The following is a 24877-nucleotide window of genomic DNA, read 5'->3' as shown; positions in this document are numbered from 1 at the left end:
GAGTAACTACTCACCGCAAAGGGTTCTGCCATGCAAACCGTCACCACTGTCAAGTCCTGCTCGACCACCGCGTGCGCGTACAACCGTGAGGGATGCACCGCCTACGCCATCACCGTCGCCGGCTCGGGGGACAAGGCTTCGTGCGCCACGCTGATCACCTTGGACGCCCGCGGCGGGTTGCCCGTCGCCGAGGGTCATGTGGGTGCCTGCCAGCGACTCGAATGCGTCCACAACGCCGACCTGATGTGTACCGCCGCGGCCATCGACATCGCCGGTGACGCCGGCGAATGCCAGGCCTACCAGCGGCGCTGACTCCTGTCCGAGATCATCTGTCCGAGCTCGTCCGGGATCAGGTGTGGACCCTGCGGCCACAGGGTCCACACACTCCCGACCCCGCTGTCAGATGCGCGGCTGGCGCTGCGGAGCCGAGTCCTGGAGCAGGAGGGCCACCTGGTGACCGAGCTGGTCGAGAGTGTCCACCTCCTGGGGGAAGGCCACGAAGGCCGTGGTCGTCGTCGACTCGCCGACGTGCATCACCGTGATGCCGGTGCGGTCGATGTCGACGTAGTAGGTCTGGTCCTGGGTGTGCGGGCACGGCGTGGAGGGACGCCGTGACCAGATGACACCGGCCAGGCGCCCGTCGGCGAGTGCCTCGTAGATCCGGGTCAGATCATCGCCACAGCTGCTGGCGACGACGTCGTACGCCTCGATCTCTTGGTCCATGGACGGGAAGACCGCAGGGTAGGGCGAGGGGTGCGCCGGCCGCTGCCTGGCCCGACGCTGTCCGGCCGGATGCCCGGTGCTGATCGGCCGGTCGGACTCCATCGTGTCGGTGGATTCCGGGGGGAACCGGTGGATGGGCACGGCGCCCTCGTCGTCCGGGTGACCCAGCGGTGTCACCCCCGATGCGTCGTGGAGCAGGATCCGCTGGGTGTGTACGACGCCGAGGCGTCCTCCCGGCGCCATGGCGATGTCCGCGACATGCCGGGGGACCTCGCGCCGGTGGAGCATCCCGGCGGTGACGTCCGTGCTCATCCATTCCAGCTGACCCAGGAGGTGCAGGGACGAGGCCATGATCCGCACCTGCGGGGTCAGCGACTCCTTCACCACGTCCATCCGGACGGCGGTGCTCCAGTGATCCAGCAGGCTCGCGGCGGGGGCGTCCGGGGGCAGGCATGACGCGACGACCAGCGCCCCTCGTGAGCTCAGCCCGTGCACCATCGAGCCCACCTCGATGCCGGGTTCGTACTCGTAGGCGAGCAAGGAGGCACAGCCGGTTCCCGACAGCAGTCGGTCGGTCATCGAGCGGGCCCGGATGGCGAGCGTTTCCTCACCGAGCGGCGCTCGGCTGCGTGACGGGGCGGGGAACTCCACGATGATCTCCTCCTGGGGCGTGCGATGCAGGTAAGGCTAACCTAACTTGCTGCCCGAGGGGGTGGTGTGCCGCAGTGTGGAGCAGGGCTCCGGGTGAGTTACCGCCAGCCGTCCTCCGCGTCGGCGTCGTCCGCCTCGCCGCCGCAGCATCGCGGCACCTCGAGACGGAGCAGGTCGATCGCCCGGGTCGCCTTCTCCAGGAACACCGCCGACGGCTCCACCACGTACCGGCGCGGATGGGCCGACCAGGCCGCCAGGATGCGTTCGTCGATCGCCACCGCCGCCTCGGCCGACTCGACCCGCAGTGGGTTCTGATGGTTGTAGCCCTGCTCCGCGGTGGGGGTCCGCAGATGGATCACTGCGTCGTAGCGGGCGAGCTCGCGCTCCTGGGTCGTGCCCACCGCCGCCCAGTACTCCTTCGGATCGCCGGGCCAGTAGGCGACGCCGTCGACCGTGCCGCGGTCGCACAGCACGATCGCCGGGTCGAGGCTCTCGCCGATCGACTCCAGCTCGCGCTGGACGTAGTAGATGGCCCGTTGCCCGGCCTGCCGGCACACCAGTGAGCCGTCGCGGGGGAAACCGCCGCCGAACACCACGCCGGCGGACTCCTGCACGACGACCACGTGTCGGCAGAACGTCTGGCGGGCGAGCTCGAGGAAGGCCGTTTTGCCGGCCCCTGGCCCGCCGGTGAGGGCCACCCGCTTGTGCTCATGGGGGCCGGTGCAGCCACAGTTCGTCATCGGATGGTCTCCTTCCGGGGGATGCCCGACCACCGCGGGACGTGTCGGCGGTGGCCGGCGTACGCCTCGCCAGCGCGCTCCTGCAGGGCCCGCTCGTCCCCGGGGCCGAGGGCCCACCCGGGTGGCGGGATGCGCGTGTAGAGCGGCGTTGCCATGCCCGGAGCCTAACCCGCCGGGTCTCGCGATACCGCGATACCGCGCGACAGCCACCCCTCGCCGTGCGGATACTGGCTCATGGACATCGTGCACGCACAGGTGAGGGAGAACTCCCGGGCGGAGTCGCTGGCCGAGGGCCGGTCGGTGCGCCGGCGACTGGCCCGCAAGGGCCTGGCCGGCAGTGTCCCCCACACACGTGACCCGATCACCATCCTGGAGGAGCAGAACGCGCTCCGACTCCCCGAGCTCCTCCCGCTGCGGACGGAGCGGATGCTGGCCAGCCCGTTCGCGTTCTACCGGGGAACGGCAGCGCTGATGGCGGCCGATCTCGCCGAGGATCCGCACACCGGCCTGCTGGTGGTCTCCTGCGGCGACGCGCACCTGAGCAACTTCGGCTTCTTCGCCACCCCCGAGCGGCGCCTGGCCTTCGACCTCAACGACTTCGACGAGGCCGGGGTGGCGCCCTGGGAGTGGGACGTCAAACGCCTGACCACCAGCGTGGTCGTCGGCGGGGCGGACGCCGGCTACGACGAGGACGTGGTCCGGTCCGTCGCCGCTGAGACGGTGCGGACCTACCAGCGGTCGCTGGCCTCGTTGCTCGCCCTGTCGCCGGTCGAGCGCTACTACATGCACACCGACCTCCGCAGTTCGCGCGCCGGCCTGGACCAGCGATCCCTGGCCGCGCTCGACGCGGCCCTGGATGCTGCGCTGGCCCGGGCCCGGAAGCGTACGTCGGAGCGGGCCGTCCGTCGTACCACCGAGATCGGCGCAGACGGTGTGCGCCGCTTCGTCGAGGATCCGCCCCGGATGACGCATCTGCCGGTCGAACAGGACGAGATGGTGCCCTTCTTCGAGGAGTACCGCGCCGGCGTGGGCATCGACCTCGGCCTGGTGCTGTCCCAGTACGCGCCGGTCGACGCCGTCCGTCGCGTCGTCGGGGTGGGCAGCGTCGGCACCCGCTGCTCGCTGGTGCTGCTGGAGGGGGCCGACGGGGACACCCTGCTGCTGCAGGTCAAGGAGGCGACCGACTCGGTGCTCGCCCGCTACGGCGGCACGACCTTCTCGGAGGCGACCGCGGAGCGTTTTGCCGCGTCCGGCAACGGGCTGCGGGTGGTCGCCCTGCAGCAGATCCTCCAGGTGGTGTCCGACCCGTTCCTCGGCCACTTCCGCCGCGACGGGCGGGACTTCTACGTCCGCCAGTTCCACGACATGAAGGGCGCAATCGACCTCGAGGGGCTCGAGCCCGAGGCGTTCGGGCCGTACGCCGCCGCCTGTGCCACCATGCTGGCCCGGGCGCACGCCCAGAGCCCGGGGTTCGCCCGGGTCGTCGGCTATCTCGGGCGCAGCCACACGGCGGCCGACGCCATCGTCGACTGGTCGTTCGACTACGCCGACCAGTCACTGCGCGACTTCCGGGCGCTGCGGGACGCGGTGGCCTCCGGTCGGCTGCCGGCGCCGCCGGAGACCGTCGACTGACGTCGGCGGGTGGCAGGTCCGGCCGGCCTCAGGGCCGGGCGGCTCAGGCGCGGGCGCCGGGATAGGCCCTTAGGGCGATCAGCGCGACCTCGTCGACGACGTACGCCACGGCGAGGACGACGGCGGCCACGGGCCGCCCGGCCAGGGCGAGGGCAGTGATCGCGCCGGCGAAGATCACGGCGGTGAGCACCACGCGCGCCGGGACGCCGAGCGACACCGGGGCGCGGGGAGCGATCAGCAGTCCCCAGACGACGCCGACCAGGATCGGCGCCCCGATGGCGGCGACCCAGGACAGCAGTGGGCCGGGGATGAGTCGGAAGAAGGCGATCGCGTACGCCGCGAGCATCGCCAGCTCCAGCACGAACTTCAGCGCTTGGGCCGCGGACGCGATCAGACTGCTCGCCATGGACCACAGTCTAGGTCGGTGTCGTGTCCGCCTGTCTGCGCGTCGTGGGGGCGTTGAGCTGTCGTCTCGTCGATCGCGAAGCACCGGTCGGGTCCCCGCGCGTCGCCGGCGTTGAGCGGTCCCTCGATCGTCGGAGGCGGGTGATGGGATCGTCCGAGCCGAGTCACCGGATCATCCGAGCCGGGTCAGGGCGATGTCGATCCGCCCCTCGGTCAGCCCGCACCAGTCCGGCGCGGTGCCGGGACGGATCCGCGGCATCCCCACGAAGCTGGCCCGCGCCACCCCGCCGTACACGAACACGTCCCCGGACTCCAGCAGGACATTGCGGTAGGGCCGGGTCGGGGCCTGGGTGTTGCCCAGCCGGAACTCGCCGGCGTCCCCGACGGAGAGGATGACCATCGGGCCGGAGCCCTTCGGCCGGTGCAGCCGCAGGGCGGCGCCGGGCGCGAGTTCGGTGATCAGTGCGCTGTCGGGGGTCCAGCCGTCCGGGTCGAGGTCGGGCTCGCCGGTGCTGGGCAGGCCGCGGCCCAACGCGGCGCGGGCGAGGTCGACCACCCACTCCGGCACCGCCGTCACGTGCCGGCGCAGGGTGGCCCCCCGCGCGGTGATCTCCTGGCCCGGCCAGGACCGGGCCCCGGCGACGAGGCGACGCTGCTGTTCCAGGGTGAGCAGGTCCGGCACATGGGTGGCGTCCGGCGCCACGCGGCGGACCCGTCGCTCCACCACATCCACCGGGAACAACGCCTCCAGCTGGATCGTCGCAGTCCCGCCCATGTCGCTCCTCCCGGCCTCTGGCCCTCCGGCCGCCCGCTCCGGGCGTGCTCGGCTTCAGCAGAAAGCGTACATATGTTCTAGCAGTGCGGTGTGACACGCGCCGGATTCGGGGTGCGACGTGATCCCTCGCCCGCCAGTCGGAGCCTGTGGCCAGACGCTTCTGTTCGTCGCTGGCCGCGTCCGCACGTGCTGCCGCGGATGGGGATGAGCGGATGCGTCTGGAGCTGGGCAGGGGTCTGGACCGGAGGGCATGGACCGGGGTCAGGACCGCGGGTCTGGGGCGGCCGGCTGTGGACAGATCAGCGCCGTCCACAGATCGGCAGGGGCCTCTTGTCGACCTCGGGCGGCGCCTCTGGAATGGGGGCATGCGCATCGTCGTCGAGCCCCTCGTGCCTCCTCCGCCGCCTCCTGTGCGCCACCTTCAGACCATGGAGCTGGAGGGAATGACGCGGGACACCGTCTCGCGGGCCTCCCGCGACGGGCGTCTGCACCGGATCGCCCGCGGGTCGTACCTCGAGAAGGAGGAAACCGACCCGCTACAGCTGCACCTTGCCCGAGCTCATGCCGCGGCGCCTCGGCTGCCGCCCGGCATGGTGTTCAGCCACGTGACCGCTGCCCTGTTGCATGGCCTGACGGGGTCGGCGCCGGTGGCGGGTACGGTGATTCACCTGAGCCGGCCAGGTACGGATGGCGGTGGCACCCGCCGGGACCGCGCGGTTCACGCCGTGCGCCTGCTGCCGGTGGATGTGACCGAGGTGGGGTTGCTCCCGGTGACCGGCGTGGCGAGGACGGTTGTCGACTGCGCCCGTACGCTCCCGTTCACCGACGCCGTTAGCCTGGCCGACCGTGCGCTGCGTACGACGGATTCCCCCGAGCAGGTCCGCCGCACGTTGAGCGAGGCCGCTGATCGGCTGACCGGCTGCAAGGGCGTCGGGATGGCGCGCCGGGTGATCGCGTTCGCCGATCCGGGCGCCGCGAACCGCGGGGAGTCGATCCTCCGGTCGACGCTGCACCTGATCGGGCTACCGCCGGCGGTCGTCCAACTCCACGTCACCGACCCGTCGGATCCGTACTTCGATGCCTGGGCCGATCTTGGCTGGCCCGAGCACCGGACCTTGCTCGAGTTCGATGGCGCCCTCAAGTACAAGGCCGGCAACCCCTCCCGCCGGCCCGGACATGTCGTCCTCCTCGAGGAGAAGGCGCGCGAGGATCGGCTGCGCGGCCTGGACTGGCAGGTCGTACGGGTCGTCTGGTCCGATCTGCAGCGGCCCGATCTGATCGCCGCGCGAGTGCGCCGAGCGTTTGTCCGCGTGGCAAGGGGACGGCCAGACGCCCGTTGATGGTGCTGAGCCCAACACGCGACCGTCCGTCCCTGGCCGCGTCCGCACGTGCTGCCGCGTCCGGGGACGAACGGTAGCGTCCGGCGTTCAGGGGCCGGCCCTCGGCCACGCCCGGCCGCCGCCCCCTCAGGCCACCGCGAACCGCAGCGGTGGCCGACCCACCTCGGCCCGGATCCCGTCGCTCACCGCGGTCAGCCAGGCACCCACCGAGGCGTGCGCCTCCGGGGTGTCGGGGTAGCGGCAGCGTACGTGCATGCCGTCGTCGTTGAGCAGGAACCAGACCATCACCCCCTGGGTCGGCAGCGAGGCCGACAGCTGGTAGGGGGACAGGCCGGGCGGCAGGGTCACCGGCAGCCGGCGGTTGTCGAGCCACGACAGGGCGAACATCCCCGGCGCGGTCGGCATCCCGCCGTACGGCGCCATGATCGGGGCCAGCGGATAGGAGCCGAGGATGACTGCCTCCTTGACCGCCGCCGCGCAGTGCGGTACGTCGGGGAGGTCGGCATCGAGGACGGAGTTGGTGATGAACCAGCCCACCGCGTCGCGCCACCGCGGTTCGTGGCGGCTGTGCACCGGCATCACCGCGCGCAGCGGAGCACCGGTGAGCTCGAGGGTCACCCGGGTCATCACCGAGACGGTCAGCGGCAGCATTCGCGCGCCGAGCTCGGCGGCGCGATCCCCGTACGCCGCCAGCTCACCGGCATCGAGGATGTCGACGACGTCGACCACGTCCGGCCGCGGCCGGGAGACATCGCCCAGCGACAGCGGGAACACCGGCATCACCCCGCCGGCACGGCGCAGGATCTCCGCCCACCGGGCGGTGACCTCGGCCGGTGCCGGTGGCTGGGCGGCGAGCAGCGCCGTGTGCTCGGCGAAGGCGGGCACCGGCGGCAGGTCGGCGCCGGGCGTACGATCCGCCAGCAGGTCGTCGAGGATCGTGGTGAGGTCGCGGACCAGCACCAGCATCGACCAGGCGTCGACGTGGGCATGGTCGGCCCCGATCACCACCGTCGGCCGGCCCTCGCCCTCCACCAGCAGGAGCCGGTGCGAGGGCCGTTCGTACGGGGAACAGGCGCTGTCGAGCACCGACTGGACGACATCGGCGGGCCGCTGGCCCTGGGCGGGGATGTGGTCCACCCAGCTGCCGGGCAGCACCTCGATCTCGTGCAGCCGCACGGCGCCGTCCGCGCCGGTCGAGAATGCCGTCCGCAGCGTGCCGTGGCGGGCGATCACGGCATGCCAGGCCGCGGCGAGCAGGTCCCGGTCGACGGGGACGCCCGGCGTGAAGACCTGTGGGGTGAAGCCGACCCCCATCCAGGACCCGGGCCGCGGCCCGACCCCGACATGGATACCTTGGTCGAACGACACAGGGAGCTCGCGACCCTCGGTCGCGGGCACATGGGCGACGTAACTGCTTACTCGTCCCCGATCCGGCAGGGGGAACGACCCGATGCTCGTCTGGCGCACGGCTCGTAGCCTAGGGGGAACATGTGACAATGATTGTCCGTGTGTTGAGCTGATGTAACAAGCAGATGTAACAGGAGGGCCCGATGGCCCGATTCGACCTGACCGACCGTACGACCGGGGAGCGCGTGTCGCTCGCCTACGACGACGAGGGGGAGGGGTCGGCGGTCGTCCAGCTGCACGGGCTCACCTCCAGCCGCGCCCGCGACCGCCGTCTCGGCCTCGACTTCATCGCCGGGATGCCCGGCCATCGCCTGATCCACTATGACGCCCGCGGACACGGGCACTCGACCGGGCCGCGGGTCCCCGCGGCGTACGCCTGGCCCCGGCTCGCCGAGGACCTGCTGGCCCTGCTGGACCAGCTCGTCCCCGACGAACCGGTGCACGCCGTCGGCAAATCCATGGGGGTGGGCACTGTGCTGCATGCCGCCGTCCGGCACCCCGAGCGGTTCTCCGGACTCACCCTGATCATCCCGCCCACGGCCTGGGCGAGCCGGGTGTCCCAGCACGATGCGTACGTCCACAACGCCGAGGTGATCGAACGGCGGGGACTGCGGTACTGGTCCTCGCTGGAGAAGCGGCTGCCGCTGCCACCGGCCGTCCGCCCGGACCGGCCGTTCACCCTGCCCGACGTGGAGGAGAGCCTGTTGCCGACCCTCTACCGCGGTGCGGCGGCGACCGACCTGCCCCCGGTGGCGGACCTGGCCGACCTCGACGTGCCCACCCAGATCCTCGGCTGGATCGACGACCCCTCCCACCCGGTCTCCACCGCGCGCACCCTGCACGAGGTGCTGCCCGACAGCCGGCTGGCGATCGCCCGGACCCCCGCCGACGTCGGCACCTGGTCGGCCCGGATCGCCGAGCAACTGGAGGCCGCGGGGGAGCGGGTCGGTGGTGCGGTGGTGCGCGCCCGCCGCTGAGGTGGCCCGATGCCGATGGCCTGCCGCTGAGGTGGTCGGGCCCCACCATCGTCGGCCACGCCCAAACGCTTCCGTACGTCCCCGGACACGGCCGCACGTGCCGACGCGGGTGGGGACGAACGGAAGCGTCCAGGACTGGGGCTGCTCCGATCCCTCAGTAGGAGCCGGTTCTCGGCCGGAGCCGATCCTCAGAGGGACCAGTCGACCACCGGCCCCTTCGGGACCACCCCGGTCGGGTTGAGGTGCAACTGGGTGCCGTAGTAGTGCCGCTTGATCTGGTCGAGGTCCGTGGTGTCCCGGAAAGCGGGCAGGGCGTGCAGCCGCCGGGCGTACGCCCACAGGGCCGGATAGTCGACCAGCCGCCGGCGGTTGACCTTGAAGTGACCGTGGTAGACCGCATCGAACCGGACCAGGGTCACCCAGAGCCGAACGTCCGCCTCGGTGAGACGGTCGCCGAAAAGGTACGGGCCGCTGCGGGTGAGCCGGTCCTCCAGACCGTCCAGCGCGTTGAACACCTCGTCGTACCCGGCCTCGTACGCCTCCTGGGTGCGCGCGAAGCCCGCGTGGTAGACGCCGTTGTTCACGTGCTCGCCGATGTGGTCGTTGAGCGCATCGATGTCCGTGCGCAGGTCACCCGGGTAGAGATCGACCTCCGGATGCCGTGCCCACGCATCGAACCGGGTCTCCAGGTCGATGGTGATCGTCGGGTAGTAGTTGGCCACGATGCGGCGCTCCCGGGTGTCCCACAGCACCGGCACGGACACCCGGCCGGTGTAGTGGCCGTCGGGCACCGACGCCTCGTACGCCTCACTGAGGAAGGCGAAGCCGTTCCCGGCCGTGTCCAACGTCTGTCCCCGCCCGGTGCGGAACGCCCAGCCGCGGCCGTCGCGGATCGGGTCGACCACCGACACGCCGACGACCTCCTCCAGACCCTTCAGGGCGCGGACGATGAGCGTGCGATGGGCGAAGGGGCAGGCCAGCGACACATAGAGGTGGTAGCGGCCCGGGGCCGCCGGGAACGGGCCGTCGTCCGAGATCCGCTCACGCAGGGGATAGGCGTCGGCCGTGCCCCACGGGGCCAGCTCGGCGCCGCCCCGAGGCTGGTAGATGGTGCCGTACCTGGCGAAGTCGACCGGGCCGGCCTCGGCCGGTGCCACGGTGCTGCTCGGCCCGGTCACGGCTGCAGCCAGATCTTGTAGGCACCGAACGGCTGGCCGGTGGCGCCGTCGATGGTGATGTCGTGCACCTTCGAGACCGCGGCCAGGTTGTCCTGGGTCTGGTACAGCGGCAGCACGTAGTACTTGTCGGTGACATAGGTCTGCAGCTGCTGGTATGTCGCCTTGCGCGCCGTCAGGTCGTTGCTGAACCGGCCGGCGTCGAGCAGCCGGTCGACGGTCGCGTCGTTGAAGCGGCCGCGGGCGATCAGGCCGCGCTGCGGGTCGGAGGAGTAGAGCAGGTCGAGACCGACCGCGGGATCCGCGCCGCCGTACGAGTTGTCGAAGACCTCGTAGTCGTTGGCCTTGGCCCGGTCGGACTCGGTGCCGAGGTCCTCGATCTGGAACTGGTAGTCGATGCCGACGTTCTGCTTCAGCGCGGCCCCGATCGCGATGTTGAGCTGGTCGCGGCTCTCCCGGACGAACGGGGCTCCGGAGACGGCGCGGACGGTCAGCGTCTTGCCGTCCTTGGTCCGGATGCCGTCGGCGTTGCGAGTGGTCCAGCCGGCGTCGTCGAGCAGCTTGTTGGCGGCGGCGATGTCGGTGGTGTAGTGCGCCAGGGAGGTGGAGTCGGCGTAGGGCCCCTTGACGCTGACCGGCGCCTGGGCCTGGTCGAAGGCTCCGGCGTAGATGCTGTTGAGGATGGCGCTGCGGTCGAAGCCCTGGACGAACGCCTGGCGCACCCGGGCGTCGTCGAGCGGCGCCTTGGAGACGTTGAAGTAGAGCGAGTACGGCAGGCCGCTGACCGCGGAGCGTTCGTAAGTGAAGTCCTTGGAATCCTTGAAGACCGAGACGTCCAACGGCTGGATGTCGGAGGCGATCTGCACCTGTTGCTGCTGCAGCGAACCGGTGCGGGTGGACCCCTCGGCGAAGGTCCGGTAGACGACCGTGTCGAGGTGGGCGGCCGCCTGGCCCTTGGCCACCGAGGCGGGGGCCCAGGCGTAGTCGGCGCGCTTGGCGAGGGTCAGCTCGGAGTTCGGGGTGAAGGACTTGATGGTGAACGGTCCGATGCCGGCGACCTCGGGCCCGCCGGACTCCAGCACCGACTGCGCCAGCTGGAGGGACTTCGGCGACAGCGGTGAGGCGGCCGGCGTCGACAGGTAGAGCAGGAACAGGCTGTCGGCCTGGCTCAGGTGGAACGTCACCTTGGTGTCGCCGTCCGCGGCGTACGAGGTGAGGAATCGCAGGCCGCCGGGGATCGAGGTCAGGTAGCCGGTCGAGCGGATCTTGTCGAAGTTCGCCACCACGGCCTGGGCGGTGAGCGGTTGGCCGTCGCTGAACGTCACGCCCTGGCGCAGCGTCAGGGTGACCGTTTTCCCGTCCGGCGACAGGTCGTAGGCGGAGGCGAGCCACGGTTCGTACGTGCCGTCCTCGTTGCGGTAGACGTAGGAGTCGAACACGTTGCGCAGGATCGGGGTGGCCTTGTCCTGGCCGTTGCGGTGCGGGTTGACCGTCTGGAGCTTCGTCTCGATGCCCCAGTAGAGGGTGCCACCGTCGACCGGGGTGCTGGCGGTGCTGGCCGCCGCGTCCGAGGCGGACCCGCTGGTCGAGCAGCCGGTGAGGGGCAGGGCCAGGGCGAGGAGCGCCCCGACCGCGGCGAGGGCGCGTCGGCGTGGTCGGCGTCGCGGGGGCTGGTTGGTCGTCGTCATGATGTCTGTCTGCTCCGAAGGTGTCGGGGTGGTCGGGGATCGGGCTGCCGGGGTCGGGGCTGCCGGGGGATGGCGGGAGGCCGCGGGGCTCCGGAGGGGTGCCCGGATGGGCGTACGTCGCGGCGATGGGTACACAGCCAGCGGATCCGGCGGAGGGGACGTCGGATCATGCCGCCCGTCTCCCCACCGCGAGCCGGGGCACGGCCGCCAGGAGCTGCTCGGTGTACGGGTGGCTGGGGTGGTCGAACACCTCGGTCACCGGCCCGGACTCCACCACCCGACCGGCCCGCATCACCAGCAGGTCGTCGACGAGGTGGTGCACCACGCCGAGGTCGTGGGAGATGAACACCAGGGCGGTCCCGGTGCGCCGGTTGAGGTCGTCCAGCAGGTCGAGGATCTGCGCCTGGATGGACACGTCGAGCGCCGAGACCGGCTCGTCGCAGACGAGGACCGAGGGCCGCAGCGCGAGCGCCCGGGCGATGCTGACCCGCTGTCGCTGACCGCCGGACAGCGTACGGGGCATCGCGCTGAGCAGGTCGGGCTCGAGGTGGGTCAGCCGCAGCAGTTCCGCCACCCGATCCGGGCGCTGGTCGCGGGGGAGCACGCCGCGCAGCGGTTCGGTGAGGAGGTCGCCGACGGTGTAGCGCGGGTCGAACGAGCCGAGCGGGTCCTGGGAGATGAACTGGACGGCCCGCCGGACCCGGGTGGCCTCTTCCCCGCGGGCGGTGGCCCAGCCGGTGCCGAGCACGCCGACCGTGCCGGAGTCGGGCGGCAGCAGGCCGAGCAGGATCCGGGCCAGGGTGCTCTTGCCGGACCCTGATTCGCCGACGACGCCGAGTCGCTGTCCGGGCCGTACGGTGAGGCTGACGTCGTCGACGGCCAGCAGGCGGTGGCGGCCGGGCAGGGCGAACGACCGGCTGACGTGCTCGGCGGTCAGCACCGGCCCGCCGATCCGGTCGTCCGCCGTCGACCGGGACACGTCGGCCCCGGCGGGCCCACTGCCCGCGTCGCTCAGTCTGCTCCCGCGGGTGGCGGCCGAGGGGATCGCGCGCAGCAACCGCTGGGTGTACTCGTGCTTCGGGTCGGAGAGCACCTGCTCGGTCGGGCCGCTCTCCACGATCTCACCGTCGCGCATCACCAGCACCCGGTCGGCGATCCGGGAGACGACGGCAAGGTCGTGGGAGATGAGCAGCAGGGCGGTCCCGGCGTCGCGCCGCTGGGAGAGCAGGTCGAGGATCTGGGCCTGGACCGTGACGTCGAGCGCCGTGGTGGGTTCGTCGGCCACCAGCAGGGCCGGATCCGCGGCGAGCGCCGCGGCGATCAGGGCCCGCTGGCGCAGCCCGCCGGACAGCTGGTGCGGATACTGGTCGGCCCGCCGGGCCGGGTCCGGGAACCCGACGAGGTCCAGGGTCTCCAGCACCCTCGTCCCGACCTCGGATCGGGGCACCAGCCGGTGGGTGATCAGTGTCTCGGCCACCTCGTGGCGTACGGTCCGCAGCGGATCCAGGGAACTGAGGGCGTCCTGCAGCACCAGGCCGATCCGGCGACCGCGGAGCCGGCGCCACCCCGCCTCGGACAGCGTACGGGCATCCACCTCGCCGATCCGGAACTCGGCGGCGCGCACCTGTGCCCCCGGACCCGGCAGGCCGACGAGGGTGCGGGCGGTGACGGACTTGCCCGATCCGGACTCCCCGACGATGGCGACCGCTTCACCTCGGGACACCTCCAGGTCGATGCCGCGGACGGCGTGGACCTGGCGGTGGCGTCCGGTGAAGCGGACCTGCAGGTCTCGGACCCGGAGGACCTGGCGGGCCTCGTCGGTGGGGCCGGCGGTGACGGTCCGCGTCCGGGCCTCGGTGGTCATCGGTTCCTCCGTTCGTAGCGGGCCTGCAGGGCCCGGCCGAGGATCGTGGCCGCGATGACCACGAGGGTGAGGGCGGCGCCGGGGAAGACGCCGCTCCACCAGGCCTGGCGCAGATAGGCGCGGCTCTCCGAGAGCATCAGGCCCCATTCGGCGGCCGGCGGTTGCGGGCCGAGGCCGAGGAAGCTGAGGCCCGAGGCGCCGATGATGGCACCGCCGAAACCGATGGTGACGATCACCGGCAGGGCGCCGAGCGCGTTGGGCAGCACGTGCCGGGCCAGGATGCGGGCCCGCGAGATCCCGAACGTACGGGCCTGCTCGACGTACCCGGCGGCGCCGGCCAGGCGTACGTTCGAGCGCACGGTGCGGGCGTACTTGGGCAGCCCGGCCACCCCGAGGGCGAGGACGAGGTTGAGCGTCCCGCGGCCGGTGAAGGCGATCATCAGCAGCGCCAGCAGGACCTCCGGGAAGGACGCGACCACATCGACGAGCCGCGAGACGACCCGGTCGGCCCACGCCGGGGCGGCCCCCGCCAGGGCGCCGAGGACCACTCCGAGAATCACCGCGGTGGCCGTGGCGCCCAGGCCGATCAGCATCGAGTAGCGGGCGCCGTGAATGATCCGGGTCAGCACGTCCCGACCCTGGATGTCCGTCCCGGCGGGATGGCCCGGGCCGGGCGGCAAATGGGACTGCAGCGGGTCGGCGTGCAGCGGGTCACCGGGTGCCAGCAGTTGCGGGGCAATCGCGGCGACAGTGGTCAGCAGCAGGACGAGCAGCGAGAACACCACTCCCCACGGCACCCCGGCCAGCCGGGCCCAGGTGTCCCGCCGGACGGTGGCGACCCGGGCGGCGGTGAGCGAGTCGACGGCCATCACGCGCCCCCTCGGGAGGTCCGCAGCCGCGGGTCGATGACGATCGCCACCGTGTCGACCACGGTGGACACCAGAACGAACGCGGCGGTGCTGACCAGGGTGGTGCCGAGGATCAGCGGGATGTCCTTGACCGTGACCGCGTCGACGGCGAGCTGGCCGAGGCCGGGGCGGCCGAAGACCTGTTCGACGATCACCGCCCCGCCGAGCAGACTGCCGACGATCAGCCCGACCAGGTTCGCCGCCGGCAGGGCGGCGTGCCGCAGGGCGTGCCGGGCCCGGGCGGTGAACAGGGAGATGCCGCGGGCGCGGGCAGTGATCACGAAGGGCTGCTCCATCGCCCGCTCGATCCCCTCCACCAGCACCTGGGTGAGATAGGCGCCGATCGGCAGCGCCAACGACGCGGTGGGCAGGACCAGCGCCTGCCAGCTGCCCCGGTCGACGATGGAGAACCAGCCCAGCCGGAACGAGATGCCCCACAGCAGCACGATCGCCAGCCAGAAGGGCGGAGCCGACAGCAGGACCAGTTCGACGGTCGCCGCCACCGGCCGCAACGCGGGAATGTTCGCGGTGGTCAGCACGGCCGCCACCACGGCGATGACGACGGCGGACACCGCTGCTGCCGCGGTGAGCTGGAAGGTCGGTCCCATCCCGGCGACGATCAGGTCAGCGACCGGTCGGCGCAGCGTGTAGGAGGTGCCGAGGTCACCGGAGGGGATCCGGGCCAGGTAGGTCAGGTACTGCACCCACACGGGCTGGTCGAGGCCCCATCGCTCGATCGTCTGGGCCCGCAGCACCGGGTCGTCGCGGTTCTCGCCGAGCAGCAGCGACACGGTGTCGCCCGGGGCGAGGTGCACCGCCAGGAAGGTGAGGGTCACCGCCACCCACAGCACGAACACCCCCGAGCCCAGCCGTTTCATCACCAGCAGGCCGATCCGGCCGGTGCGCGGCCCGGCGTCGGGCAGCTCGGCGGAGGCCACTGCCAGTTCGCTCATCTCCTCGCCGCCCGGTCGTGCTCGTCGTCCTGGTCGTTCTTGTCCCCGTCGTGCTCGTCCGGCTCGTCCCGGTCGTACGTGGCCGGGTCATCCTGTTCGTCCCCGTCGAACCAGGCGGCCCGGAGATCCGCCACCCCCTCCACCGGCGGCGGAGTGCCCCAGGGGGCGGCGTAGCCGCCGTCCGCGGTGGGCAGCAGTCCGACGTCGACCAACTCCGCCTCGGTCGCGAAGCCCGGCCGCCGGAGCAGCCGGCGGGCGTACGCCCACAGGGCGGGATGGTCGACGAGTGAGGCGGCGCCCCAGCCGAGGTGGCGGCGATACTCCAGGTCGAAGCCGAGGAGGACGGCGAACAGGGTGATGTCGGCCGCGGTGATCCGGTCACCCAGCAGCTGGCGCCGGGTGAGCAGCCGCCGGTCCAGTTCCCCGAGCCGGGCGTAGACCGACCGTCGGGCGACCAGGGCAGCCTCCTCGGACTCGGAGAAGATCGCCCGCTCCAGCCCGCCCACCAGATCCGTCCGGATGAGCAGGTCGAGCAGGTCGACCTCGTCCTGCAACCCCGGCGGGTAGAGCTCGCGGCCGGCGGTGGTGCCGGCCAGGATCGTCCGCGGCAGCCGGCGCCAGTCGTCGCTGACGACCTCGCCGTGCACGTCCTGCAGCAGCGGGCTGGTGGCTGCCGGGTCGGGGATCACCTCGATGAGCTGCTCGGCGCCGGCCAGGCGGCGGGCGATCAGCGCGGCCCGGCCACGCAGCGCGTCGGGTGCCGTCACCAGGCGGTAGGTGGTCCCGGGAGCCAGGGTGGGTCTGCCCGGATGCTGTGGCGGAGTCGGATGGAACTCCCCGGTCGGGTCGAGGTCGCCGGGTGGGCGCAGGTGGGAGAGGGTCACGTCGTGGTCCTCCTCGGGGACGGGGTCGTGGGATCGTTGCGAGGGCGGAGCCTCGACGGGGATCGGGGGTCGTCGGGCCGGGTCGGTGATCCGGTAGCTGAAGGCGAACAGGCGCTGGCCGGAGTCGACGATCGCGGTCTCCCGCTCGGGGCGGCGTACGAAGCCGTAGCGGTAGTAGAGCCGGTGGGCGGCCGTCATCTGCGGGCTGGAGCGGATCTCCACCCAGCGGTGGCCGAGGGCGCGGGCCAACGCGACGCTGTGGTCGACCAGCTCCCGGCCCAACCCGAGTCCCCGGCCGCGGGGCCCGACGCCGAGGATGTTGAAGGTGAAGGCCTCCTCGGCGTGGTACTGCGGCTTGGGGGTGAGCACCGCCCCGAGCACTCCCCGGGCGTCCGCGACCACCCAGACGTGTGCGACCACCGACCGTGGGGCGATCTCGGCGAGGTGACCGTGGTACCACGGCGTCACCCAGCAGCCGTCGGTGAAGGCGGCCTGCAGCACCGCCCCGACCTCGGCGAACTCGCCGGGATCGGCCAGCCGGAGCGTACGTCCCCCGCCGAGGTCCCGGCGGAGCAGGTCACGGGGGAGGTACCGGGCGTCCTGCCCCGGTGTCGCGTGGTGCCCCGGGGGCGCCTCCGGTCCCGGCGTCGCTCCCGGTCCCGGCGTCGGATCGGGCCGGTGCGTCGGGGAGGGGGCGGGCGACGGATCGAGGTCGGTCATCGGGCGAAGCGCCACAGCTCGTAGGAGCCGCCGCCACCGGGTCCCGAGTAGAGCGCCGAGCCGGTCAACGCCTCGCGTCCGGCCGGTTCCTGCCAGGCCGCCAGCGACTCGGCGGGCGTCGGCAACGGCGTGTCGCCGACCAGCAGGCTGCCCCCGATGTATTCCCCGGAGGGTCCGGGCAGCAGGCCGAGGAAGTACAGCTCGCGGTCGTCCACGAAGCCCTGGGCGAAGAGGTCACGGGCATAGGCCCACAGGTGGGGGAAGTCGGTGAGGCGCTTGGTGGCCTCTTCGCCGAAGATCGCGGCGATGCCCGGACGGTAGCCCCGCTCGTACGACGACAGGGACACGAACAGCCGGATGTCGGCGTCGGTGAGCCGGTCGCCGAAGAGGTAGCGGCGGGAGGCCAGCCGGAAGTCGTAGTCGGCCAGCCGGGCCTCGAAGACCATCTTCGCCGCCTGGGCCGCCCCGCGGTCGGTCGCGAAGATCACCTTGTAGGTGCCGTTGTTCACGTCGTCGAAGATCTGCTGGTTGAGCAGGTCGATCTCCGGTCGCAGGTCCTCGGGGTAGAGGTCCGGGGCCCCGGCGGCCTGGAACGGCTTCCAGGCGGTCTCCCAGTCGAGGCTGAGCGGATGGTAGTTGTTCGTCACCACCAGCCCGGTCGCGGAGTCCAGCACCGTCGGTGAGGTGCCGCGGCCACGGAATCCGGGGTCGGTGCGGCGGTAGAAGTCGTTGAGCAGGGTGGTGCCCCAGCGTTCGGCCAGGTCGTTGCCGTGGGCGGCGATACGCCAGCCCCGGTCGTCACGGCCGGTGAGCAGGACGAACGGCACGGCCTCGGCGAGCCCGAGCAGGCGCAGCGTGATCAGCTGGCGGCGGTTCCAGCCGCAGCCGGGGTTGCCGAGCAGGAGGTAGCGGCCCGGCTCGGGGCGCGCCTGGTCGGGCCCGTCTCCGAAGCGTCGGGTGAACCAGTTGCGCTGCCGGCGGAAGGCTCCGTCCGGCGTCTGCTCGGAGGTCGTCTCGGGGAAGCTGCTGCGGGCGACCCCGGCGGGGCGGGTGCGGATGTCCGCCTCGAGTTCGGCGGTCAGTGTGGACATCGGTGACTCCTCGTGGTGGGGATGGGGATGAAGGTGGTCAGGCGGGGTGGACCGGATGCCGTCGGCGTCGTTCCAGCGCCTCCCCCCGGGCGGCACGGAGGTCCTGCGTGCGGTCCACCGCGTGCCGGCCCGACCCGGGGACGTACGGGATGACCGGGTCCGGGCGGAACGTCCGCCCGGCGATGACGATCTCCAGGAGGGAGTCGAGCGCGGACAGGTCGGCGAGGGGATCGCCTGCGGCGACGATCAGATCGGCGGAATAGCCCGGTGCCAGGACCCCGGCGACTCCGGCCAGCCCCGCCGCGGCCGCCGCGGTGCTGGTCGCCGCACGCAGCACCTCGACCCGGGGCAGCCCGGAGGCCTCCAGCTGTTTGAGCCCGAACGTGTAGGCGCTGGGCGGCAGCACCGCCCCGATGTCATGACCGGTGACGAGGCGTACGCCCCGCTGGAAGAGCTCTGCGGCGCGTGGTGAGATCGTCTCCCCCTCGACCGGCGGCCGGGTCGGCGGGCTGCAGGTGTCGACGAAGATGCCCCGTTCGGCGATCCGGTCGATCAGCTCGAGGTCGACGTCGGTCCGCCCGTCCTCGCCGATGAAGCTGGCATGGGCGATGTAGTCGACCCCGGCGTCGACCGCCCGCCGGATCCCTTCCGTGCCGTGGGCGTGCGCGGCCGTGTGCTTGCCGAGCCGGTGCGCCTCCTCGACCAGCACGCGCAGCTCCTCGGTGGTGAACTGGGCCTTCCAGGGGTCGGTGCGCGCGGTCATGAAGCCGCCGGTGGCCATCACCTTGATCAGGTCGGTGCCGGCCTTGTGATGTCGGCGTACGGCGCGCCGGATGTCGGTGACCGAGTCGACCTCCGCGCCGTTGCTCCAGGCGTGGCCCCCGGTGGTGGTCAGCTGCGGACCGGCGGCGACGATCCGCGGGCCGGCCCCGAGCCCGGTCGCGATCGCCTCACGCAGCGCGACGTCGGCGAAGTACGGCGATCCCAGCGACTGCACCGTAGTCACCCCGACCGACGCGAGTTGGCGGGCGGTGGCCACCGACGACAGTGCGGTCCAGGCCGCGCGGTGCCTGGACGGATCGGGCACGTCCGGTGTCAGCCGGGAGGCGTACGACCCGAGATGAGCGTGGGTCTCGATCAGGCCCGGCAGGATCGTGGCGCCGGGGTGGTCGGTCCGGGGCAGATCGGCGTAGTCGTGCGGGAGCTGGGACCCGGGGCCGGTCCAGACGATGTGGCGGCCGTCGATGACGACCGCGCCGTCGGCCACCGGTGGCTCACCGGCGGCGAGAATCACCCGGGCGGCGCTGACGATGCGCGGGGTGGCAGAGGGGAGAGGGTCCAGTCCCGGGTCGGGAAGGGTGAGTGAGGGCATGGTTGAAGACCCGTTCGGGCAGGCGAGACAGGGGATGCCGACGACACGTCGGCGCGGGCGGATGCCGACGACATGTCGGCGCGGTGCCGGGACCGGGCGGCTCCTCGGTCCGGGCGGATCAGTGAGGGCGACAGCAGCGCAGGCGCATCGGGTCGGCGTCCGCCCGGGCGGACCGCATCGACATGAACGGGGTGCGGCTGCTCATCCTCATCCTCCCGTGATCTCAGCTCTGTGGTGAAGCTTCAGTGAAGTTACATATTGGATCTTCTTATGGGAGGTGGCGCCTGTCAACTTGGTGGGCGCGTCGCTCACCCCTCGGATGCGGCGCCGTTGCGGGCGAACGTAAGATTCCTACCGTTTCACTAGGGAATATGGTCAAGCAGAAGCTCGTTCGGCGGAGGGTGACCGTCAGGCCGGCCCGACGTGGTAGATCACCGTCTGCACCCGGATCAGGCCGTCGGCGAAGATGAAGGTGTCGATGCCGTCCTCGACCTTGCGGCCGCCGCCGGTGGCCTTCCATTCGAGGTAGAGGACGTCGTCGGCGAAGACCGTGGCGAGATCCCACTCGGCCTGCGGGACGTCGCTGAGCAACTGGACGAACACCTGCCGGGCGCCGTCCTTGCCCCGGTAGACCTTGCCCTGGACGATCAGGATGGCATCGTCGGTGTAGTCGGCGATGATCTCGTCGAGGTCCTCGGCGCCCAGCGCCTGGCCGTGATGCGCGAACACTTCTTCTGCTGTGCGTGCCATGGGAATCGCTCTCCGCTCGGTCGGCGTCGTTGCCGGGACCGGCTGCCCGGCTGCTTCGATTTTCCGTGACCCCCGAATCGTTGTCCATAGCCCGTGGACGCCACCTGCTCGATAGGCTGATCCCTGACAGCAATCGTCGGTGAGGCCCTCGGAGGCGTCATGAAAGCGGTCCGTCTGCATCAGTACGAGGTGCGTCCCGTGGTCGAGGAAGTGCCCGAGCCCACGATCACTCACCCGTACGACGTGGTGGTGAAGATCGGCGGCGCCGGGCTGTGCCGCACCGACCTGCACATCGTCGAGGGGCAGTGGGCCCCGAAGTCCCAGGTCGCCCTGCCCTACACCCTCGGCCACGAGAACGCCGGGTGGGTGCACGCCGTGGGGTCTGCGGTCGAGCATCTCCGCCCGGGTGATCCGGTGATCCTGCACCCGTTGCTCACCTGCGGCTACTGTCGGGCCTGCCGTGCCGGTGACGACGTCCACTGCGAGGCGCAGCAGTTTCCCGGCATCGACACCGACGGCGGGATGGCGGAGTACCTCCGGACCACCGCCCGCTCGGTCGTCAAACTCCCGGCGGGGATCGAACCGGCCGCGGTGGCCGCCCTCGCCGACGCCGGGCTGACCGCCTACCACGCCGTGAAGAAGGCGGTGCCGCTGCTGTACCCGGGCAGCACCTGCGTCATCATCGGCGCCGGCGGCCTGGGCCATCTCGGAGTCCAGTGCCTGCGGGCGATGAGCGCGACCCGGATCGTGGTGCTCGACCGCAACCCGGCCGCTCTCGAACTGACCACCGGCTGGGGCGCCGACGAGACGGTGCTCGCCGACGGCAGCCAGGTGGACCGGGTGCTGGAGCTCACCGACGGCAAGGGCGCCGAGGTGGTGCTGGACTTCGTCGGGGAACAGGGCGCCGAGGGTGAAGGCTGGCGGATGACCCGGCGGGCCGGCAGCGACTTCATCATCGGCTACGGCGGCACCATCTCCATCCCCGCCATCGACGTCATCTCGACCGAGCGCAACGTGATCGGCAACCTGGTCGGCAGTTACAACGACCTGGCGGAGCTGATGGCCCTCACCGCGGCCGGGCGGGTCGAGATGCTGACCCGGACCTATCCGCTCGATGCGGTCAACGATGCCATGGACGATCTCGACGCCGGCCGGCTGCGCGGGCGCGGGATCCTCGTGCCGTAGTCGCCCCGTCATCCGGTCTGTGGTCCCATAGGCTCGTCCTATGGCGCATCCGCTGATGTTCGATGCCGACGACCCGCTCCTGCACCGGATCCGCGCACTCTGTCTGGCCCTGCCACGCGCGGCGGAGAAGATCAGCCATGGCCGTCCGACCTTCTACACGACGAAGGTCTTCGCGTACTACGGCGCGTCGATCAAGGTCGACGGCGTGTACGTGCAGCACCCCCGGTCGTTCGTCGTGCACCCGGATGAGGGCGAGGTGCTGGCGCTCGCCGAGGAGGCGCGGTGCTACCGGCCGGCCTATCTCGGGCCGAGTGGCTGGATCGGGGTCGACCTGGCTGCCGACACCGACTGGGAGGAGGTGCGTGAGCTCATCGAGGCGTCCTACCGGGAGACCGCCAGCGCCAGGCTCGTCGCCGAACTCGATGCCCGGTGACCAGGACCCTCCGGCCCTGGTCCTGGCCCGGGCCGGGATCTGGGCCCGGGACCTTTGCCCGGGAGCTGGACCCGGCTCTGTCGATGCCGCCGTTCCGTGCAGCCGCCGCGCTTCCAGTCAGATGCCGCGCGTCGGCGGGCCGCAGCTGACTGGAAGTGCGGCGGCTGACCGACGGCGCGGCGGCTGGTCGAACCCGAAAGTGCGGCGGGTGACCGACGGCACGGCGTGGAGAGGGAATATCCACTCCGGATCCAAGGTTGAGTGTATGTCGCTCAACTTTGGTCGGGCGATGCGCCGGCGGCGGCACCGGAACGCCGACGCCGAGCACCGAACAGTGGCAGGCTCGTGAGGGGAGCCCGCTCCCGAGCCGAGCAGAGCCGGAGAACACCGGAGAACAAAGGACACATGGACGCCAACAAGCTCACCACCAAGAGCCGCGACGCGTACTCGACCGCCGTACGCAACGCGCTCACCAACGGCAACCCGAACGTCGAGGCCGTGCACCTGCTGCACGCGATGCTGATCACCCCGGAGAACACCGTCGGGCCGCTGCTGGAGTCGATCGACGCCGACCCGCGGACGATCGACACCGAGGCGGAGCGGGCGATCAAGCGGCTGCCCGCGGCGTCCGGTTCCTCGGTCTCACAGCCGCAGCTGTCCGGTGCGCTGGCCCGCGTCCTCGCCGACGCCGAGACCCGCGCCGAGAAGCTCGGCGACTCCTACATCGCCACCGAGCACCTGCTGATCGGGCTCGCCGACATCGACTCGGAGGCGAAGAAGATCCTCACCGCCGCGGGCGCCACCGCGAAGGCCCTCACCGAGGCCTTCCAGCAGGCCCGCGGCTCCAAGCGAGTCACCTCCGAGGGCCAGGAAGGCACCTCCAGCGCGCTGGAGCAGTACGGCTACGACATGACTGCGGCCGCCCGCGAGGGCAAGCTGGACCCGGTCATCGGCCGTGACCAGGAGATCCGCCGGGTGATCCAGGTGCTCGCCCGGCGGACGAAGAACAACCCGGTGCTGATCGGTGAGCCCGGCGTCGGCAAGACCGCCGTCGTCGAGGGGCTGGCCCAGCGCATCGTCGCCGGCGACGTCCCCGACTCGCTGAAGGGCCGCCGGCTGATCAGCCTCGACCTCGGCGGCATGGTCGCCGGCGCGAAGTACCGCGGCGAGTTCGAGGAGCGGCTGAAGAGCGTCCTCTCCGAGATCAAGGACGCCGAGGGGCAGATCGTCACCTTCATCGACGAGATCCACACGGTGATCGGCGCCGGCGCGACCGGCGACTCCTCGATGGACGCCGGCAACATGCTCAAGCCGATGCTGGCCCGCGGCGAGCTGCGGCTGATCGGCGCCACCACCCTGGACGAGTACCGGGAGAACATCGAGAAGGACCCGGCGTTCGAGCGGCGGTTCCAGCAGGTGTTCGTCGGCGAGCCGAGTGTGGAGGACTCGATCGCGATCCTGCGTGGCCTGCGCGAGCGCTACGAGGCGCACCACAAGGTGGCCATCACCGACCAGGCGCTGGTCGCCGCGGCGACCCTGTCGCACCGCTACATCACCGGCCGCAAGCTGCCGGACAAGGCGATCGACCTGGTCGACGAGGCCGCCTCCCGGCTGCGGATGGAGATCGACTCCTCCCCGGTGGAGATCGATGAGCTGCGCCGCAGGGTCGACCGGCTGACGATGGAGCAGATGGCGCTGGCGAAGGAGTCCGATCCGGCCACTAAGGAGCGGCTCGCCCGGCTGAACGCCGAACTGGCCGACACCCAGGAGCACCTGCGCGGCCTCGAGCAGCGCTGGGAGGCCGAGAAGCAGGGCCTCAACCGGGTCGGCGAGATCCGCAAGGAGATCGACGCGAAGCGGTCCGAGGCCGACCGGGCGCAGCGCGAGGGTGACCTGGCCCACGCCTCGGAGATCCTCTACGGCGAGATCCCCGCCCTGGAGCGGGAGCTGGCCCAGGCCGCCGAGGCCGAGAAGAACACCAAACCGATGGTCTCGGAGGAGGTCACCGCCCAGGACATCGCCGAGGTGGTGGCGGCCTGGACCGGCATCCCGGTCGGGAAGATGCTCCAGGGCGAGTCGGAGAAGCTGCTGCACATGGAGGACTACCTCGGCAAGCGGCTGATCGGCCAGTCCGAGGCCGTCACCGCGGTGGCCGATGCCGTCCGACGGTCCCGGGCCGGCATCTCCGACCCGAACAAGCCCACCGGCTCGTTCCTCTTCCTCGGCCCCACCGGCGTCGGCAAGACCGAACTGGCGAAGTCGCTGGCGGAGTTCCTCTTCGACGACGAGCAGAGCATGGTCCGGATCGACATGAGTGAGTACTCCGAGAAGCACTCGGTCGCCCGCCTCGTCGGTGCCCCTCCGGGCTACATCGGCTACGAGGAGGGTGGCCAGCTGACCGAGGCCGTCCGCCGCCGTCCGTACTCGGTGATCCTGCTCGACGAGGTCGAGAAGGCCCACCCCGAGGTGTTCGACATCCTGCTGCAGGTGCTCGACGACGGCCGGCTGACCGACGGTCAGGGGCGTACGGTCGACTTCCGCAACACGATCCTGATCCTCACCTCGAACCTGGGCTCGCAGTTCCTCGCCGACCAGTCGCTGTCCGAGGACGCCAAGCGTGAGGCGGTGATGGGGATCGTCCGGACCTCGTTCAAGCCGGAGTTCCTCAACCGGCTCGACGAGATCGTGATGTTCAAGCCGCTGACCCAGGACGAGCTGACCCGGATCGTCGACATCCAGCTCGGCCGGCTCAACCGGCGGATGGCGGATCGCCGGATCAGCGTGACGGCCACCCCGGCCGCGGAGGAGTGGCTGGGCCTGATGGGCTTCGACCCGGTGTACGGCGCCCGCCCGCTGCGTCGACTGATCCAGTCGACCATCGAGGACCAGCTGGCCCGCGCGGTGCTGTCCGGCCGGCTGCACGAGGGCGACAACGTCGTCTTCGACGTCACGCCCGACAACGAGGGCCTGGAGATCGTCGAGTCGGCGCTCACCGGTGAAGGGGCCGTGGCCGGCACCGGCGACGAGTTCACCGACCGGCGTGACGAGATGGCCGGCGAGACGACCGTCACCCAGGTCGATCCGGCGGACCCGTCGGCCGGCGGTGAGGTGCTCGAGGGCGAGGTCGTCGACGACGAGGACGATCGGCAGCGCTGACCGCGGCTGAAGCCCGCACCTGCGACGGGGTCCGGGGACAGCAGAGTC

General features: G+C 71.5%; 22 protein-coding genes. 7 read left to right on the top strand and 15 right to left on the bottom strand.

Translation table 11 applies throughout. From position 1 onward, the window contains the following. The first annotated feature begins 30 nt into the window (after positions 1-30). Positions 31-312 carry a DUF1540 domain-containing protein gene (locus R0145_RS15095; protein ID WP_317837697.1) on the top strand — a complete coding sequence of 94 codons (282 nt, stop codon included), beginning with the start codon at positions 31-33 and terminating at the stop codon, positions 310-312. A gap of 87 nt (positions 313-399) precedes the next feature. Here R0145_RS15095 and R0145_RS15090 read toward each other — a convergent pair whose 3' ends face one another. The 3 genes from R0145_RS15090 to R0145_RS15080 all read right to left on the bottom strand — a co-directional run bounded on the left by R0145_RS15090 (position 400) and on the right by R0145_RS15080 (position 2269). Continuing rightward, on the bottom strand, positions 400-1374 hold the full coding sequence (locus R0145_RS15090) for a hypothetical protein (protein WP_317837695.1): 975 nt from the start codon (positions 1372-1374) through the stop codon (positions 400-402). Positions 1375-1472: 98 nt separating this feature from the next. Beyond that, complete coding sequence (locus R0145_RS15085) at positions 1473-2114, bottom strand: ATP-binding protein (RefSeq protein ID WP_317837694.1); 642 nt, start codon at positions 2112-2114, stop codon at positions 1473-1475. Beyond that, positions 2111-2269: a hypothetical protein gene (locus tag R0145_RS15080; protein ID WP_317837693.1), complete on the bottom strand. Its 159-nt coding sequence runs from the start codon at positions 2267-2269 to the stop codon at positions 2111-2113. Before R0145_RS15080 ends, R0145_RS15085 begins: the two co-directional genes overlap by 4 nt. 79 nt (positions 2270-2348) lie before the next feature. On the opposite strand from R0145_RS15080, the gene R0145_RS15075 reads away from it, so the two are divergent. Further along, positions 2349-3746: a DUF2252 domain-containing protein gene (locus tag R0145_RS15075; protein ID WP_317837692.1), complete on the top strand. Its 1398-nt coding sequence runs from the start codon at positions 2349-2351 to the stop codon at positions 3744-3746. 43 nt (positions 3747-3789) lie between these two features. Here the strand turns inward: R0145_RS15075 and R0145_RS15070 are convergent, their stop codons facing one another. Both R0145_RS15070 and R0145_RS15065 read right to left on the bottom strand, forming a co-directional pair. Beyond that, the gene (locus R0145_RS15070) at positions 3790-4152 is read right to left on the bottom strand and encodes a YrdB family protein (RefSeq protein WP_317837691.1); all 363 of its coding nucleotides are present in this window, start codon (positions 4150-4152) and stop codon (positions 3790-3792) included. A gap of 171 nt (positions 4153-4323) precedes the next feature. After that, complete coding sequence (locus R0145_RS15065) at positions 4324-4926, bottom strand: alpha-ketoglutarate-dependent dioxygenase AlkB (RefSeq protein WP_317837690.1); 603 nt, start codon at positions 4924-4926, stop codon at positions 4324-4326. 443 nt (positions 4927-5369) lie between these two features. Here R0145_RS15065 and R0145_RS15060 point away from each other — a divergent pair, with 443 nt between their 5' ends. Beyond that, the gene (locus R0145_RS15060; protein WP_317837689.1) at positions 5370-6266 is read left to right on the top strand and encodes a hypothetical protein; all 897 of its coding nucleotides are present in this window, start codon (positions 5370-5372) and stop codon (positions 6264-6266) included. Between the two features lie 126 nt (positions 6267-6392). Here the strand turns inward: R0145_RS15060 and R0145_RS15055 are convergent, their stop codons facing one another. After that, a complete protein-coding gene (locus tag R0145_RS15055) occupies positions 6393-7733 on the bottom strand; it encodes a condensation domain-containing protein (protein WP_317837688.1) in 1341 nt (446 codons plus the stop codon). A gap of 83 nt (positions 7734-7816) precedes the next feature. Here R0145_RS15055 and R0145_RS15050 point away from each other — a divergent pair, with 83 nt between their 5' ends. Beyond that, on the top strand, positions 7817-8650 hold the full coding sequence (locus R0145_RS15050; RefSeq protein WP_317837687.1) for an alpha/beta hydrolase: 834 nt from the start codon (positions 7817-7819) through the stop codon (positions 8648-8650). A 188-nt stretch (positions 8651-8838) separates the two neighbouring features. On the opposite strand, the gene R0145_RS15045 is transcribed toward R0145_RS15050, so the two are convergent. The 9 genes from R0145_RS15045 to R0145_RS15005 form a co-directional block, all read right to left on the bottom strand. Next, a complete protein-coding gene (locus R0145_RS15045) occupies positions 8839-9828 on the bottom strand; it encodes a glutathione S-transferase family protein (protein ID WP_317837686.1) in 990 nt (329 codons plus the stop codon). Continuing rightward, a complete protein-coding gene (locus tag R0145_RS15040) occupies positions 9825-11513 on the bottom strand; it encodes an ABC transporter substrate-binding protein (RefSeq protein WP_317837685.1) in 1689 nt (562 codons plus the stop codon). The genes R0145_RS15045 and R0145_RS15040 overlap by 4 nt, the downstream gene beginning before the upstream one ends. Positions 11514-11679: 166 nt before the next feature. Then, positions 11680-13377 (bottom strand): ABC transporter ATP-binding protein, encoded by a 1698-nt coding sequence (locus R0145_RS15035; RefSeq protein ID WP_317837684.1) that lies wholly within the window; start codon positions 13375-13377, stop codon positions 11680-11682. After that, complete coding sequence (locus R0145_RS15030) at positions 13374-14246, bottom strand: ABC transporter permease (protein ID WP_317837683.1); 873 nt, start codon at positions 14244-14246, stop codon at positions 13374-13376. The genes R0145_RS15035 and R0145_RS15030 overlap by 4 nt, the downstream gene beginning before the upstream one ends. Continuing rightward, the gene (locus R0145_RS15025) at positions 14246-15238 is read right to left on the bottom strand and encodes an ABC transporter permease (protein WP_317837682.1); all 993 of its coding nucleotides are present in this window, start codon (positions 15236-15238) and stop codon (positions 14246-14248) included. The genes R0145_RS15030 and R0145_RS15025 overlap by 1 nt, the downstream gene beginning before the upstream one ends. Next, positions 15235-16842, bottom strand: a complete 1608-nt coding sequence (locus R0145_RS15020) for a GNAT family N-acetyltransferase (RefSeq protein WP_317837680.1) — start codon at positions 16840-16842, stop codon at positions 15235-15237. The genes R0145_RS15025 and R0145_RS15020 overlap by 4 nt, the downstream gene beginning before the upstream one ends. Continuing rightward, entirely contained in the window at positions 16839-17933 is a 1095-nt protein-coding gene (locus R0145_RS15015; RefSeq protein ID WP_317837679.1) for a glutathione S-transferase C-terminal domain-containing protein, read from the bottom strand. The genes R0145_RS15020 and R0145_RS15015 overlap by 4 nt, the downstream gene beginning before the upstream one ends. Before the next feature lie 37 nt (positions 17934-17970). Continuing rightward, positions 17971-19305, bottom strand: a complete 1335-nt coding sequence (locus tag R0145_RS15010) for an amidohydrolase family protein (protein WP_317837678.1) — start codon at positions 19303-19305, stop codon at positions 17971-17973. A 408-nt stretch (positions 19306-19713) separates the two neighbouring features. Further along, positions 19714-20055, bottom strand: coding sequence for a nuclear transport factor 2 family protein (locus tag R0145_RS15005; protein ID WP_317837677.1), 342 nt, complete (start codon positions 20053-20055; stop codon positions 19714-19716). A gap of 159 nt (positions 20056-20214) precedes the next feature. On the opposite strand from R0145_RS15005, the gene R0145_RS15000 reads away from it, so the two are divergent. From R0145_RS15000 to clpB, 3 genes are all read left to right on the top strand, one after another. Then, the gene (locus R0145_RS15000; protein ID WP_317837676.1) at positions 20215-21240 is read left to right on the top strand and encodes an NAD(P)-dependent alcohol dehydrogenase; all 1026 of its coding nucleotides are present in this window, start codon (positions 20215-20217) and stop codon (positions 21238-21240) included. A 40-nt stretch (positions 21241-21280) separates the two neighbouring features. Further along, on the top strand, positions 21281-21673 hold the full coding sequence (locus tag R0145_RS14995; protein ID WP_317837675.1) for an MmcQ/YjbR family DNA-binding protein: 393 nt from the start codon (positions 21281-21283) through the stop codon (positions 21671-21673). A gap of 405 nt (positions 21674-22078) precedes the next feature. Continuing rightward, positions 22079-24829 carry an ATP-dependent chaperone ClpB gene (gene clpB / locus R0145_RS14990; RefSeq protein WP_411742057.1) on the top strand — a complete coding sequence of 917 codons (2751 nt, stop codon included), beginning with the start codon at positions 22079-22081 and terminating at the stop codon, positions 24827-24829. The last annotated feature ends 48 nt before the right edge of the window (positions 24830-24877 follow it).

It is taken from the genome of Raineyella sp. W15-4, assembly GCF_033170155.1.
Lineage (GTDB): Bacteria > Actinomycetota > Actinomycetes > Propionibacteriales > Propionibacteriaceae > Raineyella.
This window is presented reverse-complemented; position numbering and strand designations above follow the sequence as displayed.